The sequence below is a fragment of the Larkinella rosea genome, assembly GCF_003858635.1.
GTDB classification, from domain to species: Bacteria; Bacteroidota; Bacteroidia; order Cytophagales; family Spirosomataceae; genus Larkinella; species Larkinella rosea.
The window spans coordinates 131909-149218 of record NZ_RQJO01000010.1; the positions used below are offsets into that span (position 1 = coordinate 131909).

Sequence of the window (17310 nt, forward strand, 5' to 3'; positions counted from 1 at the left end):
CCAACGTAATTTGTTAGCTAGTTTTTGCGTAATTTAGTAGACCGTTAACCCACTTGAATTATGCGTCACTGCGCTTTTCTTTTCATTTGCTATTTCCTTTTCCAACAAACGTCGCTCGTCGCGCAAACGACCAAACGCCCGCTAACCCATGCCGATTACGACCGCTGGCAAACCGTTCGCTTCGAGAAGCATTCCAACAATGGCCAGTGGCTCAGCTACCAGATCGATCCGCAGGAAGGCGATGGGGTTCTGGAGTTGATTCGGGTGCCGGGCTCCCCGCCGGCGAAAAAGTCAGACCCAACCCTGGAAGCCAAGGCGGGCGGACCAAATGCATCCACGAATCGCCAGGCTGTCCCATTAAATCCATCAGAGACCAAAAAATATGTATTCGCACGGGGGTATCTGGCGCAGTTTACGCCCGACAGCCGGTTTCTGGTGATGCGGCTAAAGGCGCCGTTCAAACTAACGCGGGAGGCTAAAAAGAAAAAAGTCAAGGCGGATCAATTGCCGAAAGATAGTTTGCTGGTGTTCAATCTCGAAACCGGAAACCGGATCGGTTTTGCCAATATCAAATCGTATACCCTTCCGAAAGAAAGCGGGTCGTGGGCGGCCATTTTGCAGGAACACCAGGAAGTAAAAGGCGTGAAAAAAGACTCTACAGCCCAAAAACCGGCATCACGGGTTCGGGCCACGGCATCCACGAAAAAGCCAAAAGGCGACGATCTGATCCTGCTGAATCTGGAAACCGGTGCCACGCAATCATTCCGGTACGTGACGTACGCAACGGTTTCGGATAATGGCAATACGGTTTTTTATACGAAGGACGCGGTAAACGATACACTGAAAAAAGCGGGAGTATTTATTTTCGACACCAAAAAACAGAACGAAATGCTGGTCGATACAAGCTCGAAACGCAAAGTGTATAAAGGACTGGCCGTCGATAAAACCGGTACGCAACTGGCCTGGATGGCCACCGGCGACAGCGCCGAAGCGGATGTCCGGGCGTATACGCTGTATTACAAACACCTGGTTCCGGCCGGTTCTATCCCGACTAAAAAACGAAAAACGGCCCCGGTTTTTGCCGGTTCATCGGGGCAAACGGTTGTGCTGGCCGATACCCTGACCAAAGCCTATCCCAAAGGCTGGAATGTGAATGAATACCGGACGCCATCCTTTTCAGAAGACGGAAAGCGGTTGTATTTCGCGACGTCGATTTTGCCGCCCAAACCGATCAAAGACTCGACGGTATTGGACGAAGAGCGGGTAAAAGTAGACGTCTGGAGCTGGAACGACCCGACGATTCAGCCGATGCAACTCAAGCAGTTGAAGCAGGAAAAAGAACGCGGTTTTCTGGCGGTTTGTGATTTAACGACTGGTGGTATTACGCAATTGGGAAACCGGGATATGCCCAATGTTCAGATTGATCTTAAATCCGACCAACCCTACTGGCTGGGACTGAGTAATTTGCCGTACCAGATCAACAGCATGTGGGACCCCGGTCAGACGGATGTGTACTTGATCAACTCAAAAACCGGTCAGAAAAAACAGATCGCCAACGACGCCCGGGTGTCGTACGCCCAGTTGTCGCCGGGTGGTAAATACGCCTGGTGGTACGACGAGCGCGATTCGCTCTGGCGGGCCTGGTCGCTGGCAGAAGGCAAACGCATTGACCTGACGCGGGGCATTCCGGTGCGGTTTTTCGACGAAGAACATGACACCCCCGACCTGCCCGGCAGTTACGGAGCCGCCGGCTGGACCAAAGACGACCGCTATGTGCTGATTTATGATCGCTTCGATCTGTGGCGCATCGACCCGACAGGGCAGGAAAAACCGGTCAACCTGACGGCGGGCTACGGGCGTAAAAACCGCATTCGGCTGCGTCGCACCAATCTCGATCCGGAGGAAAAATTTGTTACGCTGACGGGAAACCTCTGGCTGACCGGTTTTTGGGAAAACGATAAATCGACGGGAATTTTGAAGAAACCGGTCGAAAATCCGGGGGTCGATCCGGTTATTTTAACAAAGGGCGGTTACCGGTTCTCTGGTTTATCAAAAGCGAAAAAAGGGCCGACGCTGACCTTTCAGAAAGGCAACTTCCGCGAATCCAACAACCTGTACCTGACGGATACGACCTTTGCCGAATTGCAGCAATTGACAGACATCAATCCCCAACAGGACAGCGTTCGCTGGGGTACTGTTGAATTGGTTAAATGGGTTGGGAACAATGGTGCCAAGCTGGAAGGACTTCTGTATAAACCGGATGATTTCGACCCCAGGAAGAAATACCCGATGTTAGTGTATTACTACGAACGCAATGCCGAAACGCTGAACGACTACAAAACACCCGCGCCCAGCCGCTCAACGATCAACATGGCATACTGTGTATCAAACGGTTACCTGGTTTTTGTCCCCGATATTGTTTATACGACCGGAATACCGGGCCAGAACGCCTACGACTGCATTGTGCCGGGTGTGCTGAATTTACTGGAAAAAGGGTTCGTCGACCGCGACCGCATCGGGTTGCAGGGCCAGAGCTGGGGCGGTTATCAGACAGCCTATCTGGTAACCCGGACGAATCTGTTCAAAGCCGCCATGGCCGGTGCGCCGGTGGTGAACATGACCAGCGCTTACGGCGGCATTCGGTGGGGAACCGGCATGAGCCGCATGTTCCAGTACGAAAAAACACAGAGCCGCATTGGCGGAACGCTCTGGGACAAACCCATGAATTACCTCGAAAGCTCCCCGCTGTTTTACGCCAACCGCATCGAAACCCCGCTCCTGCTGATGGCCAACGATCAGGATGGTGCAGTGCCCTGGTACCAGAGCATCGAGTTTTATTCGGCGCTCCGGCGGCTGGGCAAACCGGCCTGGCTGCTGGTGTACAATGGCGAGGATCATAACCTGACCCAGCGGCACAACGCCAAAGATCTCAGTATCCGGATGTATCAGTTTTTTGATCATTACCTGAAAGATGCTGCGCTGCCTCCGTGGATGAAACAGGGCCGGTCGGCGGTGGAAAAAGAACTCGGGATTATGAAGTATTGACCGGGAATCAGGAAAGAGGAGCAACCTGCTTTCAAACCCAAATCAAAAACCGTCCCGAACCAAATTTTGATTTGGGAGTCAGGACGAAAGAAAGTTTATGAAAACGCCCTCCCAGTTTACTAAAATTGCCGCTTTCGTCTATATTTGCGTAATATCCAAAGATATAACCCTTCTATTAGCAGCATGAAAAAACAGAGTTTGGTTGCCCTTGCCACCTTATTAACAACGGGGGCTTTTGCCCAGCAGGACCCCATTCAGTTCACAGCCAAAGGAATTGTAGTTCTGTCCGACGCCGACATGGCTGCTTCTGCCCTGGTTGATGGTAACTTGTACAAAAGTAAAACCAGCCGCGATGCGTTGACGGTTGTCAAATTTCCGCTCGATCGCTCGGGTCAAAACATTACAACGGCGCCCATTTCCAATTCATCGGTGCTCTACGACAAAGCCGCCGTAGTAACGCCCAACGGACGCTTCGCTTTCGTGCTGGAAGGGCGCGGTCAATTGGGCGATAGCCTGGCGACGCTGAAAGGCGGTATAAAAGACCTGCCATCCGCAGCCCGGATGTTTATTGTCGATCTGGCCCCGGCTAAGCCGACGGCCAAAGTCGTGAGTGTTGGCGCATTGCCGACGGCCATCACGATCAATCCGCAGGGAAATACGCTGGCCGTTGCTTCGGGTGAAGCCGGAAAAGAAATGCGACTGATCGAGATCGACAATACCGGTACACCGAAACGCGTCATTACGGCCCCTTCTCCGGTTCCGGGCGCCCGGATTACGGACCTGGTGTGGAGTCCGGCGGGTGATTTTATTGCTTACTCGATTGAAGATTCGCAGGAAGTAGGCGTGATGAAATACTCACTCGACGCAGCTAAAAAACCGAACATCGTTCCGCACGGCAAGCCGATTAAAGTAGGTGGATTGCCCGCAACCGGTAAATTCTCTCCCGACGGAAAATTCTTCATTGTATCCGATATCAAGAAAGCCGCCAATGCCCAGGGCGCTGGCAAAGGTGAATTGTTCGTCGTTCAGTTTAGCACCGAAGATACACCTGGCGAACACAAAATTGTGTCGCAAACCGCTTCGGGCGAGAGCGCAGAAGCACTGACGGTTAGCCCGGATGGTTCGATGGTGATTGTGGCTAATTCGGGTCAGTCGTACCAGCCTTTTTCCAACGCCGGTGCCGGTAAAAGCTCCCTTTCGGTTTATTCACTGGATAAGGAAGGGAAGTTAACGCTGGCGAACGAATATCCATTCGAAGGAATTTCTCCCCAGAGCATCGAATTTGACAAGAGCGGCAATGCGATCGCCGTGGCGGTTTCAGAATACCTCGACTATGGCGACCGCTCCGGTGCCATCGAATTCTGGAAAGTGACCAAAGGCGACAAACCATCGCTGGAAAAAATGCCGGGTAAAATCAATGTAACCCGCGGTTCTCACACGGTACGCGTTTATTAGTTATGAATGAAGCGGTATGAATGAAGAGTTGGCTGACGCATATAACTCTTCATTCATACCGCTTAATTAAACGCGTTCCCACCGGAATTGCTTCTTGACTTTCTTCTTTTTTCCGTCCCCTTTCTCTTTTTTGAGTCCTTTGCGGTCGCTGGCCATCGAAGCCCGGGCGCCTTCTCCTTTGCGATTCGACAGCCACCAGGTTGGGCTGTGCATCGTTCCGAATGTGGTTCCCCGATAAATTCGTCCGCCATGCTGATGCTCCATCCGAACGTGACAACTCCTGATCGGACAGTTGGAAGCCATGCAACCCGTTAGCAACCAGCCACTCACTAAGCTCACCCACAATCCCCGGCGCTGTTTCATGTTATACTAGTAAAAAGCAGAAGGGATGAAAATAGAAAAAGTCTCGCTCTTTTTCAATTTTCATCCCTTCTGCTTTTTGTAATTCGCTTACCTTCCAAATGCCAGTTCATACCCGGCGTTTACCAAATATTCGGCAACTCGCGGCCGAACTACCCAATAAACACCATTGTCTCCGCGCACAATCCAGTGGTCGTTACCTTTTACATAGCGATTATTCGCGCAATCAATCGCCTGCATTAATGTTTTAAATTCGGACAGCCGTGCTTCTTTCAACATCTCAGCAAGTCGAGGAAATGCCACACTCCGCCTTAAACGTAGCGTAATAGTTGAATCTCGAGAATACATACACGTAGAGTAAACAATAGAATTATCTTTCAATCACGTGCATAAATCAGGCCAGAGATTTCTCTATTGTAACCGTTTAGTAAAATAAGGCAATATTAGGTAAAAATTTGATTCTATCATTTACCAAAAACTAACATTTATTTCTGACGAAGTGAGTATTTTTCTATTTACATTAAAATATGTTATTTATTGTATTTTTCCAATTTGAGTGTAGAAAGTCTTCCCCAGCTCATTCATCCTGTTTCTTCTGCTCCCCACCGATTCAAAGATATAATACGGTTTTTCAAATTGACCACTCTTGCCATAACCTACTAATTTACAGGATATTAATAGCGTAAGTTATAAAAAATAAAACCGGTCTTCCAACAAATGGTACAGCTTTTGGATTATGCTGAGGAAACCAACGTTTCAAATTACTATGAGCACTCACAGCCAATCTTTAGGATTTATTAAGATACGAGCGGTGGCACTGGTATTAGCCGGTAGTATTCTGGCGGTTGATACAATGACGGGATGTAAATCAATTCGGAATAAAACGAACAATACTCAGCGCGGAGCCATTATTGGTGCCGGTGCCGGTGCCGTAGCGGGCGGGCTGATCGGCCGGAAGTCGGGCAACACCGCCATCGGAGCTATTTTGGGCGCAACAGTCGGTGGTGCGGGTGGTGCCTTAATTGGCCGGCAGATGGACAAACAGGCAGAAGAATTACGGCGCAGACTCGAAAATGCCCGGATTGAGCGGGTTGGAGAAGGTATAAAAATCACCTTTGACTCCGATTTTCTATTTGACGTGGATAAATACAACCTCAAGACGGCCAACCGGGAAAACATCGAGAAGCTAGCCGAAACGTTAAAAAAATACGACGATACCGAAGTTCTCATTGAAGGTCACGCCGATAACACCGGCTCGGACAAGCACAATCTGACGCTTTCGGAACGTCGGGCCAAAACCGTCGCAAAGATTCTGCAATCGGAAGGAATCAAGGGGAACCGTCTGGCGGAGAAAGGGTATGGAGAAAGTCAGCCCATTGCCGACAACAGCAGCGTAGCGGGTCGTCAGCAAAACCGCCGGGTTGAAGTAGCTATTTTTGCTAACGATAAACTAAGAAAAGCGGCCGAACGCGGAACCATTGGAAATATAAATAGTTAAGCAGTTCTAAACACCTATTTTACATCGTTATGGAAGCGAGAAACACAAACGGCGAAATTCTGGATCGGTTGAATACGCTATTGACGCGCACGCGTGACGGCGAACGAGGCTACCAGGAAGCCGCCGAAAATGTAAAGGATGCTGAACTGAAGAGCCTGTTTATGGCCCAGTCGCGGCAGCGGGGCGAATATGCTACGGAAATTGACCGGGAAATCCGGACGCTGGGCGGTGACCCGGAAACGAGCACGAGCCTGATGGCCGATCTCCACCGCGCCTGGATCAACATCAAAACGTCCTTTACCGGTAACGACGACAAAGCCGTTGTGGAGGAGTGTAAACGCGGTGATGGTCAGGCCCTGGATGATTATCAGGAAATCCTGAAAAACACCAGTCTGGCGGCCAGCACGCGTGAATTGCTCTTGCTACAGAAAGAACGGATTCAAGCTGCGCACGCGTCGATGGCGCGGCTTGCTAATGTCGTTTAATCACCGGTTAGTGAAATGAAAAAGTCTTCGACCGCGGCCGGTCGAAGACTTTTTTTTGCGATCAAAAACAATCCCGCGAGACGACTAGTTGAGTATTTGACCAAACAATCAGGTCGGCAAAGAATGATAGGGAATAAATGCCACTCCATACGCATCAGTAATCCATCATTCCTCATTAACTATTATGGAACCCACAAATACCGTAGAAAATCCGGAAGAAATCCGCTCCAGACCGGGAAAGCCTTATCCTTTGGGCGCAACCTGGGACAACGAAGGTGTCAATTTTGCCCTTTTTAGTGAACACGCTACTGGCGTTATTTTATGTTTGTTCGATGCCGAAGATTCGACCAAAGAAACCCGACGTATTCCGCTGACCGAGCGAACGGAACAGGTCTGGCACATTTATCTGGAAGCGATCCCGGCGGGACAATTGTACGGTTATCGGGTCGAAGGCCCCTTTGAACCGTCGCAGGGGCTGTTATTCAATCCGAATAAACTGCTGCTGGATCCCTACACCAAAGCCATTAGTGGTCCAATCGAAAGCCACATCGCCCAGTTGGGATTTGCGCCCGACAATCAGGATGAAAACCGCTATTCGGAGCCTCAGAATGACGATAGTGCGCCTTTTGTGCCGAAATCGGTCGTGATTGATTCCACGTTTGATTGGGAGGATGACCAGCGACCCGATATTCCGCTCAACCGCACGATCATTTACGAACTGCACGTCAAAGGATTTACGCAGCAACATCCCGAACTGCCCAAGAAAATCCGCGGAACATACGCCGGGCTGGCAACAACCGAAGCAACGGACTATCTGAAATCGCTGGGCATCACGACGGTCGAATTGCTGCCTGTTCACCAATTCACCGGCGACAGTTACTGGGGTTACAACTCCATCGGTTTTTTTGCCCCCCATAGCGAATACGCGGTCAAAGGTGCCAGGCATAACGTCGTTCAGGAGTTCAAGTCGATGGTTAAAGCGTTGCATAAAGCCGGCATCGAGGTAGTTCTGGATGTGGTTTACAACCACACCGCCGAAGGCAATCAGCACGGTCCTACCCTTTCCTTTCGCGGAATCGACAATCCGGTTTATTACTGGCTGGTGGAAGAAAATCCGTTGTTTTACATGGACTACACCGGAACCGGCAATACGGTTAACGTCAGTCATCCCCGCACGCTGCAACTGGTGATGGACAGTCTGCGGTATTGGGTGACGGAAATGCACGTCGATGGTTTTCGGTTCGATCTGGCCACGGCGCTGGCGCATAGCCTGAGTGCCGCGGGTCAGTTATCGTCGTTTCTGGAAACCATTCAGCAGGACCCGGTTTTGTCACAAGTCAAGCTGATTGCCGAACCCTGGGATATTCAGACGTATCAGGTGGGAAATTTTCCGGTAAACTGGTCGGAGTGGAACGGGAAATACCGGGATTGCGTCCGGGGATTCTGGAAAGGCGATACCGGTTTGGCGGGCGAACTGGCCGCACGGGTGCTCGGAAGCCCGGATCTGTACAACGACGGTCGCCAGCCCGCCAACAGCATTAACCTGATTACGGCACACGACGGGTTTACGCTCAACGATTTGGTCAGTTACAACGACAAACACAATGACGCCAACGGGGAAGATAACCGGGACGGTGCCAACGACAACCGGAGTTGGAACATGGGCGCCGAAGGACCGACCGACGATGAAGCCATTCAGCGCGCGCGTGAGCAACAAAAGCGGAATTTTCTGGCAACCTTACTGTTGAGTCAGGGAACGCCGATGTTGGTAATGGGTGACGAGTGCGGACGGACCCAGCAGGGCAATAACAATGCTTATGCTCAGGACAATGAAATCAGCTGGTTCAATTGGGAGTGGAAAGCCGACCAGCAGGCGTTGTTTGATTTTACGCGTCACCTAACAGCGCTGCGTCATAAAATGCCTTTGCTAAGCCGGCGAAAATTCTACCGTTCCGAAGAAATGGTCTGGCTCCGCATCGACGGAAAACCCATGAAAGAAGAGAACTGGGAAGACGGGATTACGCGTTGCCTGGGGCTCCTGATCAATGGAACAGAAGTGGACGAACAGAATGAAAACGGAGAAGCCATTGGCGAAGGTCATCTGCTGATTTTATTCAATGCTTTCTGGGAGCCGCTCTCTTTCAAATTACCGAAAGTTGGCCGAAAGCATACCTGGCAGGTTTTGGTCAATACGGACCTCGACGCCAACGTTCCCTATGAAGTTTCGGCCCGCGAACCGTTTGAAATCCAGGGGCGTTCGGTGGTTTTTATGCGATTGCAGGACTAAAATCAGGAAAGAACAGACGCTGAAAGAGAGCGGTTTTCCATTATCTTTCAGCGTTCTTTACTTTTCATTTTCTCTAAACAACCACTCTTTCTCCTCAACCGGCGATTCCTGGATGCAGGCATATAATTCGGCATCATTTTTAAAACTGAGCTGGTGCAATTGATAGGCTTCCACCTGCAACGAAAATTTCGGCGTTTCAAAGGGCCAGGGCACCACGCCGACGGACTGATCGGATCGCTGAAAAATAAAATAAGGAGTTTCGTCCGGTCCGGGGCTGATTTCCAGTTGACGACCGTTTTCGGGTATTTGGCCCTGGCAAAGAATCAGGGACAGAGCATCGCACCACTGGACAAAAGCATAAGCGGAATCAACGGTGGACTTTGCCACGTTCAATTGTTTCATCCACTTTTGCTGGTTGTGCCGTTGCTGCTTCAGGAAATCAGCCATTTCGTCATTCTGCTGTGCCAATGAACTATACAGAAAGGTGGCATGCCGCGATACCAACAGGGCATTCCAGCGGCTTTTCTCCAGTGCAATTTCAATCATTCGCTTTGCCTGACCAATCGAGTACATTTCAATGCGAAAATCCAGAGGAGCCCCCGCTTCGGTGAGGTGGTTTCTACCCTCCCAGGGCTCCTGTCCATCATCGTGTTCCGTCAGGGCCACCAGCGTTTCCAGCCACCGGCCGGTTCGGATGTCTGGTTTCCAATGATTTGCAATCTTGACGGCTAATAAACCGTGTGCTTGCTGATGAATCAATTCCCAACCAAAGTCTTTGCTTTTAACAATCATAACGCTTAAGCTACCAGCCATATACGCAAAATGCCGACTTTCCGGATCGGCATTTTGCAATGGTATGTATTAAAATTAATGATTTTCAACCAGCTTGTTTTCGCCTAATTTGTACGTATCCCCAGTCAGGGCCGCACGGGCCATTTCAAAAAGTCGAACCATTCGACTGGAACTGGAATCCCAGTATTCCGCAGTTTCGATGTGTACTTTCAAAAGAGACAACTGTGGATCGTCCTTTCCTTCCGGAAACCACGGTTTGGCCATCGGCGACCATAATTCCTCGATTTTCGCCCGATCCTGAAGCTCCTCCGCCGAACCGCTCACCGACACGAACGACGAATCCGACGCATCGGCAAATGCGACATTTACTTTATAATGCTGATCGATCTGTTCAGTTTTGGGCGAGTGTTCCTTCGTTAAAAACCATAAATTACCTTCCTCGTCCACCTGCATAACGGCCATTGGCCGGCTAACCAGATTTCCGTGTTCATCCTGTGTGGTTAACATTCCAATCCGGATATCGGAGATTAGTTTCGTCACCTTTTCCATGTCCCCATTCCGTTGTTCCAAAGTTTCCATAATTCCGTTGATTAATCGTAAAAATAACGGGCCGATCGTATTTAGTTTTCGCTAAAAACAACCGGCCTTTTGAGATAAAATAGTTATGACGGTGCCGATTTCCAGTCGCGGGTCTTCATCCGACTTTCCGCTTTCAGGCATCTGGCGCAGTTTCGTATAGCCAGTTCAGAAGCGGTTTTTACATCCGGAATCCACAATCCTTAGTGCGTGTCGTCAATGAATTGAACAGTTGGTTTCCCCTCTCCTTTGCTCCCGACGACGCAATTACGACAGACATTCCCGATGACCGATGGCCCGGCTGGTTCAGTTACCAGCACCGTTTTAATAGCGTATTGCCAGTGGATTTAATTGTAAATCATTTCCTGACGCCCCAGCGCAACAAACAGGGTCTTCGAAACCTCCGATTCGCTGTCGGGCTGAACAGACATTTCCAGGATTGTCATACAAACCCGGATGCACTGGCGACAGGTAGACGCAATCTGGCAGGCCCGCTCGGCACTCATCCGTTCACATTCTTCGGCGCATTTTTCGCATACTTCAATGCAGGTACGGGCCAGAAGCCGGGTGTTTTCGGAACCCCGAACGTATAAAACCGCCACCTGACGGCATAAATCCGCGCAGTCCAGACTCAGGAAAATGCACCGGTACAACTCCTCAATATCCTGTTGCCGCGAGCATTCCGTGGCATATTCATCACAAGCTGTTGCGCAGGCAACCAGCGTATCGTAAACATTTTTCTTCCAAATCATACCATGTCAAGTTTCCTGGTTCGTAATAATGACAATATTCAGACTATACAGATTATTAACTGGATGCGCCCACGCTCGACTCAAAAAACCGTTGCCGGGACCAGGCGCGTGCTTCAAAAATACTGGTTGAAATAACCTCCTTAGAATCGGGTGCTCCTTTCGCTAACAGGGTGTTAGCAATTTCAATTGCCTTTGCCCGAACACTGGGAGTTAGCGAACGCATTGCTGCGGGAAAACGGGTTTGATTCCAGACCATGTTCTTTTATCGCTTGTTGATGCCAACCTTAATGAGATAATTATGCCATTTTATTGAACCCACTAACTCATCAATTTCAAAACTATTAGTATGCTGATTATCAATCTAGTTTAGTTAAACCATCCCGCTAAAACACAAAATAAAATTCTCCTTTTACTGTAAGCCTGTAGAAATCGGTTTCCCCAGTGGGCAAAAAAATCCACAGCTGATTCCATAAAAAATGGCCTCTGTTTTCGCAGCGGCCATTCAACCATTATTCGGTATGAATTAAAAAGTCAGCGTGGAAAAATCAGCCGAAAAGTCGTCCCGGTTCCTTCCTGACTTTCTACCTCGATCGACCCCCGGTGGCTGTTGATGATATTTTGCGTGGTGGTCAGGCCCAGGCCCATACCGCCTTGCTTCCCCGTAAAAAACGGGTCAAAGAGCCGCTGGCGATTGGCCTCCGAAATTCCGGAGCCATTATCTTCCACACAAACCATCAAGGCCCGGTCAGTAACCGGAATAGTTTTGACCGTCAATACGCCGGTCAACTCTTTCATAGCCTCAACCGCGTTGATCAGAATATTCAGCAAAGCGGTTTTAAACTGTTCCTTATCGAGTGGAATCGCGCACTCTTCAGAAGTGAAATCGGTGACCAGTTTCATGCCCTTCAATTGCAATCGGTCTTGCACCAGATACAGTGCTTCTTTCACCGCATCGTTCAGGTTGTAAGGTTTCAACTCCAAATCACGCGGTTTCGACGAGTTGAGCATTTCGGTGATCAATTGTCCAATTCGCTCAGCATTCCGCCGTATGATGTTGATATAGAGCGACAACCCGGGGTCTTCCGGGGGCAAATCCTCCTTCAGCTGTTCCAGAGCCAGGTGCAGATTGGTCAGCGGGTTTCGCACTTCATGGGCAATGCTCCGGGCAATCTGGCCGGTCATGCTCAATTTTTCGGCAACCAATAAATCACGCTGGGCTTTTTTCTGCTGCGTAACATCCCGCAAAATGGCCTGATACCAATTGGTGATCCCACCTTTGTCGGGAATGGCAATCACCGAAAGCAGGCAGTCGATTTTTTTACGGTCTTTACTCACCAGCACAATCTCCGTATCCTTGACGTGGTCCGACTCTTCGATCTGCCGACGCAACTGGTCATATACCTCCGATTTATCAAACAGTTCCCGAACGTCCATTTTCAGTAATTCGTCGTTTGAATAACCGGTCAGTTTTTCCAGCGACGGATTGATTTCCTGAAATTCAAACTGCCGGTCGGTAACAAAGATGGCGTCAATCGACCGTTCAAACAAGGAACGGTATTTATTCTCTTTTTCGGCCAGTTCTCCCACCACATTGGCTTGTCGCAGGGCATAGCGAATGCTGCGGCCGAGCAATTGTGCATCGATCCGGCCTTTGACCAGGTAATCAGCCGCACCGAGTTTCAGAGCGGAATAATCGACTTCCAGGTCGTCCTGACCCGTCAGCAAAATCATCGGCGTCTGGCAACCGGCTTTAAAGGCTTCTTGAATCAACTCAATACCGGTTCGTTCTCCAAGCCGGTAATCGATCAGGTAGACATCGTAGTCGTTGCGATAAATATGTTCCAGAGCCGAGTCGAAATCGCTCACCCAATCGAGGTTGATATTGGCATTGTCGCGGGTCGAAACCAGGGATTTTGTCAACACAAAATCATCTTCATCGTCCTCCACCAACAATACCCGGATTGGTTTCTCCGAAAATTCATCGGATTGAGTCATCAGGTAAGGAAACGGTGTCAATCCAGTATTTTTTTATAGTGGTTGTAATATCGAGTAACGTACTGAAATCGAACGGCTTGGAGATGTACGAGCTCACTCCCAGGTCGTAGGTGCGGAGAATGTCTTCCTCTGCCGTCGATGTTGTTAATACAACGACCGGGATTTGCCGGAATTGCTCATTTGCCTTGATTTCACGCAAAGCCTGAATTCCGTTTTTCCGGGGCATGTTCAAGTCCAGAATGATCAGGCTCGGTCGTATGGCGGCTGTATAATTTTCCCGCTGATAAAGATAATCCATGAGCTCTTCGCCGTCTTCCACAAAGTATAACTCTGATTTCAGGTTACATTCCCGGAAAGCCTGCTCAATCAACATGCGATCATCGGCATCATCTTCAGCAATTAATATGCTGGTATTATATGGCTTATTCGTCATTCCCGTGGATATAATTTGAAACCAATTTCCCAGTTAAGTTCCAAAGACCAGGTTCGTCTCTCGCCTGTCTACTAGGAACACGTTTGTATTTCAGGTGTTTAATAAATTCATTACTATTTACTCAATGTCTTCTACACTTTGAGTATTATCTTCTACAAAACCGCTTTGATCCCTTTCTTTTTCGATTGTCGGCTTCATTGGCCCAAATAAATACTAATAACTGATTTTCAACATTTTACACCCATCTACAAGTATAAACTACTTCGTTTGGCATAAATTTATCAGGTATGGATGCATATACCAAACGAATTTTGATTCATGAAAAGACCGATTGTTAAATGGCTACTCGCGTCACTTGTCATCAGTTGCCTGACGGTTTTGGGCGTTTCGGCCCAAACAACAGCCCGTACCGGCATCAAGGGCGGTCTCAACGCCAGCACCCTTTATTTAGATAATGTTGACAACCGTAATGAACGAATTGGTTTTCACGTCGGCGTTTTTACGCAGGTACCGGTCAGCAGTTTTTTCGCCATTCAACCCGAGCTTCAATATAGTACAAAAGGCGTTTCGGCCAACTACAATCTTCTGGGGGCAACGGGTAAAAACACGTTTAAGCTGAATTATCTGGAATTACCGGTTTTGGCTACCTTCAAATTAGGAAATTCGGTGGATCTACAGGCCGGACCGTATGCGTCCTACCTACTGAATTCAAAGGTTTTAACGGATGGTGATCTGGGAAGTGATTATCGAAATATCAACCGCGATAACTTTAACTCGCTCGACTACGGTCTGGCTGGTGGTCTGAACATTTATTTCGGAACGGCAATGCTTGGATTACGGTTTGCACAAGGGCTACAGCCTGTTGCCAAAGATGGCGGTGCCAGACTTTTAATGGGAAAAGCTAAAAATGCAGTAGGACAGCTCTCACTGGGTTTTACGATTAAATAATAAACTTAATGAACAATGAACAGTCAGATACATACTGTTCATTGTTCATTAAAATCAAAGATGAATATCGTAAGCTTTCAGCTTGTTATAGAGCGTTTTGCGGTCGATGTTAAGAACTTCAGCGGCTTTGGTTTTATTGTACCCGGTTTTTTCCAGAACTTTAATAATAGCGGCCCGTTCGGCATTTTCCGAAACTGATTTCAGGTTATTGGCAGGTGTTGTAGGCGAAACCGCTGCTCCGCTATCTTCCATCTGATAACTTGGCGAGATAATTTCGTAAGGGAGGCACTCCAGGGTAATCAGGTCAGTTTGTGACAGCAAGACAGCACGTTTTACAACGTTCTGAATTTCACGCAGGTTACCGTGCCAATAATATTCCTTCAATTTTTCTTTGACTTCGTCGTCAAACCCCTGAACGTTCTTTTCCAGTTGCTCGTTGGCCAGTTCCAGAAAATGTTCGGCAAAGAGAAGAATATCGACTTTCCGTTCACGAAGTGGCACCAGATCGATCCGGAATTCGTCCAGACGGTGGAAAATATCCTCCCGAAAACGGCCCTGACGGACGGCTTCCCGCAGGTCTTCGTTGGTAGCGACCAGGATGCGCACATCCACCAGAATATCGGTGTTACTGCCAATACGCCGGATTTTCCGCTCCTGCAATACGCGAAGCAACTTGATCTGATTTTCGTACGAGAGATTTCCGATTTCGTCCAGAAAGAGCGTCCCACCGTTGGCGTATTCGAAACTCCCCATTTTATCGGAGGTAGCTCCCGTAAAAGCGCCTTTGGTGTGGCCAAATAACTCACTGCCTGCCAGTTCTTTCGACAAGGCTCCGCAGTCAATTGCCACGAACGGTTTTCCAACCCGTTTGCTTTTCTGGTGAATGGCGTTGGCTACAAACTCTTTCCCGGTACCGGTTTCGCCGGTGATAATCACCGACATATTGGTGGGAGCGATTAAATCAATGTGCTTCTGAAGAATTTCGGCGGCCCGGCTTTTGCCAAAAATAAACCGCTTGCCACCATTGACAATCATTGCGGACTTGGCAACCCGGACAACCGGTTTTGCCGGACTCAAATCGGGGGCGTCTTCCGCATCGGTGCCCACGGGAGAAACCGCCATTGGACGGGCATCCGTCCGTTGACTGCGCCGTTCGAGGGCACTTTTAATGGTATAAAGGATTTCGTCGGGATAAAGCGGTTTGGTAACGTAATCGTAGGCCCCATGCTTAACGGTTTGCACGGCCATGCGAACATCGGAATAGCCCGTAATGATAATGACTGCCGTTGAAGGGTCGAGTATTTTTATTCGACGCAGCATTTCGAGACCATCAACATCTGGTAACTTAAAATCGCAGATAACGAGCTCAAACGAGTCTTTGCGCAGTAGAGCCAAGGCGTCATCTCCTCGTTGAACAGAAGCCGTCTTATATCCTTGTTTTGACAAAAAGCGTTCTAAAAGCAGGCATATATCCGTATTATCGTCAACGATTAAGATTCTTTCCATAGGGGGACAGTTACAGTGCCCGTTACTTGATGAGGGGATAAAGTTAACTAAACTTGGATATATTGTAAAGCCTGTTCGATGGTCTTCCGATTAAAAGGCTTGCCAATGAAATAATCGGCACCCTCCTGCAAGGCGCGTTTGCGTTCGGCAATGCCATCAAAGGCGCTGATCATAATTACTTTAGTGGCGGTTGCATTCGATCGGATGTGGGACAACAAATCGAATCCCACTCCATCGGGCAAACTCAAATCCAGAAATACGGCATCAAACGCCTGTTGAGCCAGTCGCTGACGACCTTCTTCCAGAAAATTGGCACAAGTTGGTTGATAGCCCATTCGCTTCAATAAACCAGAAAGTAACAAACAGATATCGGCTTCGTCGTCGACGATTAGTACTTTCTTCGTATTGGTCATGTTCGTTAGTACCGGTTTCAACTGAGTTCCGGTTTGCCATCCCCTCATGCTCTCCACAATGTTATCTCGTTTATCATCACACAAATGTTACGTCACTATGTATATAGATAATAATGTGCCTAAAAATGGCTCATTGGTCCAAATACCGCTTATTTGCCTGAATTCACACAAAAATAATTCCCATTCGCTCAAAAAAAACCAAAACACGGCTAAAGCGGAACGGAAAAAATATTTTCATATTTTATAAAAAGACGTTTTTTTTCTACACAAATTTCCACAGCTGTAGAATTTATTCCACAACTGTTTTACATTCAGAATGGCTCTTCGAATCAATAAACGATCATTTTTCAAGGAAAGATACTACTAATTATTACATATTTGGACTTTTTAAAGATACTCTATTTATTATCATGTTTTTGGCACACCTTTTTCATATAAAGGAGACAGAAGCAGTTACTGACTACGGTTTTACTCTTTACCAATAACTATGGGAAACTTACTTTACACAGTCGCAGTTATTTTAATTATTATCTGGGCATTAGGTTTTTTTGGTGTATTGGGGACAGGTTTAGCCGGTAATAATCTGATTCATATCCTGTTAGTCATTGCAATCGTTGCCATCCTGCTCCGCTTAATACGCGGAAGAGGTGTCTGATATTCGCACATCATTTAAAAACGCCGTTGACTCAATAGTCAAGCGACCGTCGACATATTCGCTACGAACCTAGTCTTAGCGACACGTTTAGGTTTAGGTGGTTTCATTTT

16 protein-coding genes are annotated in these 17310 nt (G+C 48.4%); 7 read left to right on the forward strand and 9 right to left on the reverse strand.

Annotation, left to right across the window (positions count from 1 at the left end; genetic code table 11):
• Positions 1–60: 60 nt before the first annotated feature.
• Together EHT25_RS21490 and EHT25_RS21495 are read left to right on the forward strand one after the other, a co-directional pair.
• Positions 61–3045 carry a S9 family peptidase gene (locus EHT25_RS21490; protein ID WP_124877235.1) on the forward strand — a complete coding sequence of 995 codons (2985 nt, stop codon included), beginning with the start codon at positions 61–63 and terminating at the stop codon, positions 3043–3045.
• 183 nt (positions 3046–3228) lie between these two features.
• On the forward strand, positions 3229–4500 hold the full coding sequence (locus EHT25_RS21495; RefSeq protein WP_124877236.1) for a beta-propeller fold lactonase family protein: 1272 nt from the start codon (positions 3229–3231) through the stop codon (positions 4498–4500).
• A gap of 66 nt (positions 4501–4566) precedes the next feature.
• On the opposite strand, the gene EHT25_RS21500 is transcribed toward EHT25_RS21495, so the two are convergent.
• Positions 4567–4863 (reverse strand): hypothetical protein, encoded by a 297-nt coding sequence (locus tag EHT25_RS21500; protein ID WP_124877237.1) that lies wholly within the window; start codon positions 4861–4863, stop codon positions 4567–4569.
• Between the two features lie 87 nt (positions 4864–4950).
• Entirely contained in the window at positions 4951–5139 is a 189-nt protein-coding gene (locus tag EHT25_RS33030; RefSeq protein ID WP_124877238.1) for a hypothetical protein, read from the reverse strand.
• A gap of 487 nt (positions 5140–5626) precedes the next feature.
• Between EHT25_RS33030 and EHT25_RS21510 the strand changes: the two genes are divergently transcribed.
• The 3 genes from EHT25_RS21510 to glgX all read left to right on the forward strand — a co-directional run bounded on the left by EHT25_RS21510 (position 5627) and on the right by glgX (position 9130).
• Entirely contained in the window at positions 5627–6358 is a 732-nt protein-coding gene (locus EHT25_RS21510; protein WP_124877239.1) for a YiaD family glycine zipper/OmpA-like lipoprotein, read from the forward strand.
• Positions 6359–6387: 29 nt separating this feature from the next.
• Positions 6388–6843: a ferritin-like domain-containing protein gene (locus EHT25_RS21515; protein ID WP_124877240.1), complete on the forward strand. Its 456-nt coding sequence runs from the start codon at positions 6388–6390 to the stop codon at positions 6841–6843.
• Positions 6844–7027: 184 nt separating this feature from the next.
• Positions 7028–9130, forward strand: coding sequence for a glycogen debranching protein GlgX (gene glgX / locus EHT25_RS21520; RefSeq protein WP_124877241.1), 2103 nt, complete (start codon positions 7028–7030; stop codon positions 9128–9130).
• A 57-nt stretch (positions 9131–9187) separates the two neighbouring features.
• Here glgX and EHT25_RS21525 read toward each other — a convergent pair whose 3' ends face one another.
• From EHT25_RS21525 to EHT25_RS21550, 5 genes are all read right to left on the reverse strand, one after another.
• Positions 9188–9922, reverse strand: coding sequence for a DUF3891 family protein (locus tag EHT25_RS21525; RefSeq protein ID WP_124877242.1), 735 nt, complete (start codon positions 9920–9922; stop codon positions 9188–9190).
• Between the two features lie 75 nt (positions 9923–9997).
• Positions 9998–10501 (reverse strand): pyridoxamine 5'-phosphate oxidase family protein, encoded by a 504-nt coding sequence (locus EHT25_RS21530; RefSeq protein ID WP_124877243.1) that lies wholly within the window; start codon positions 10499–10501, stop codon positions 9998–10000.
• A 344-nt stretch (positions 10502–10845) separates the two neighbouring features.
• On the reverse strand, positions 10846–11250 hold the full coding sequence (locus EHT25_RS21535) for a four-helix bundle copper-binding protein (protein ID WP_124877244.1): 405 nt from the start codon (positions 11248–11250) through the stop codon (positions 10846–10848).
• A 531-nt stretch (positions 11251–11781) separates the two neighbouring features.
• Positions 11782–13245, reverse strand: coding sequence for a hybrid sensor histidine kinase/response regulator (locus EHT25_RS21545; protein ID WP_124877246.1), 1464 nt, complete (start codon positions 13243–13245; stop codon positions 11782–11784).
• The gene (locus EHT25_RS21550; protein ID WP_124877247.1) at positions 13229–13678 is read right to left on the reverse strand and encodes a response regulator; all 450 of its coding nucleotides are present in this window, start codon (positions 13676–13678) and stop codon (positions 13229–13231) included. Before EHT25_RS21550 ends, EHT25_RS21545 begins: the two co-directional genes overlap by 17 nt.
• A gap of 318 nt (positions 13679–13996) precedes the next feature.
• On the opposite strand from EHT25_RS21550, the gene EHT25_RS21555 reads away from it, so the two are divergent.
• A complete protein-coding gene (locus tag EHT25_RS21555; RefSeq protein ID WP_124877248.1) occupies positions 13997–14626 on the forward strand; it encodes a porin family protein in 630 nt (209 codons plus the stop codon).
• A 54-nt stretch (positions 14627–14680) separates the two neighbouring features.
• Here EHT25_RS21555 and EHT25_RS21560 read toward each other — a convergent pair whose 3' ends face one another.
• Both EHT25_RS21560 and EHT25_RS21565 read right to left on the reverse strand, forming a co-directional pair.
• Complete coding sequence (locus EHT25_RS21560) at positions 14681–16132, reverse strand: sigma-54-dependent transcriptional regulator (protein WP_124877249.1); 1452 nt, start codon at positions 16130–16132, stop codon at positions 14681–14683.
• A gap of 47 nt (positions 16133–16179) precedes the next feature.
• Positions 16180–16566, reverse strand: coding sequence for a response regulator (locus tag EHT25_RS21565; protein ID WP_229311723.1), 387 nt, complete (start codon positions 16564–16566; stop codon positions 16180–16182).
• A gap of 466 nt (positions 16567–17032) precedes the next feature.
• Between EHT25_RS21565 and EHT25_RS21570 the strand changes: the two genes are divergently transcribed.
• The gene (locus tag EHT25_RS21570) at positions 17033–17200 is read left to right on the forward strand and encodes a lmo0937 family membrane protein (RefSeq protein ID WP_124877250.1); all 168 of its coding nucleotides are present in this window, start codon (positions 17033–17035) and stop codon (positions 17198–17200) included.
• Positions 17201–17310 lie beyond the last annotated feature (110 nt).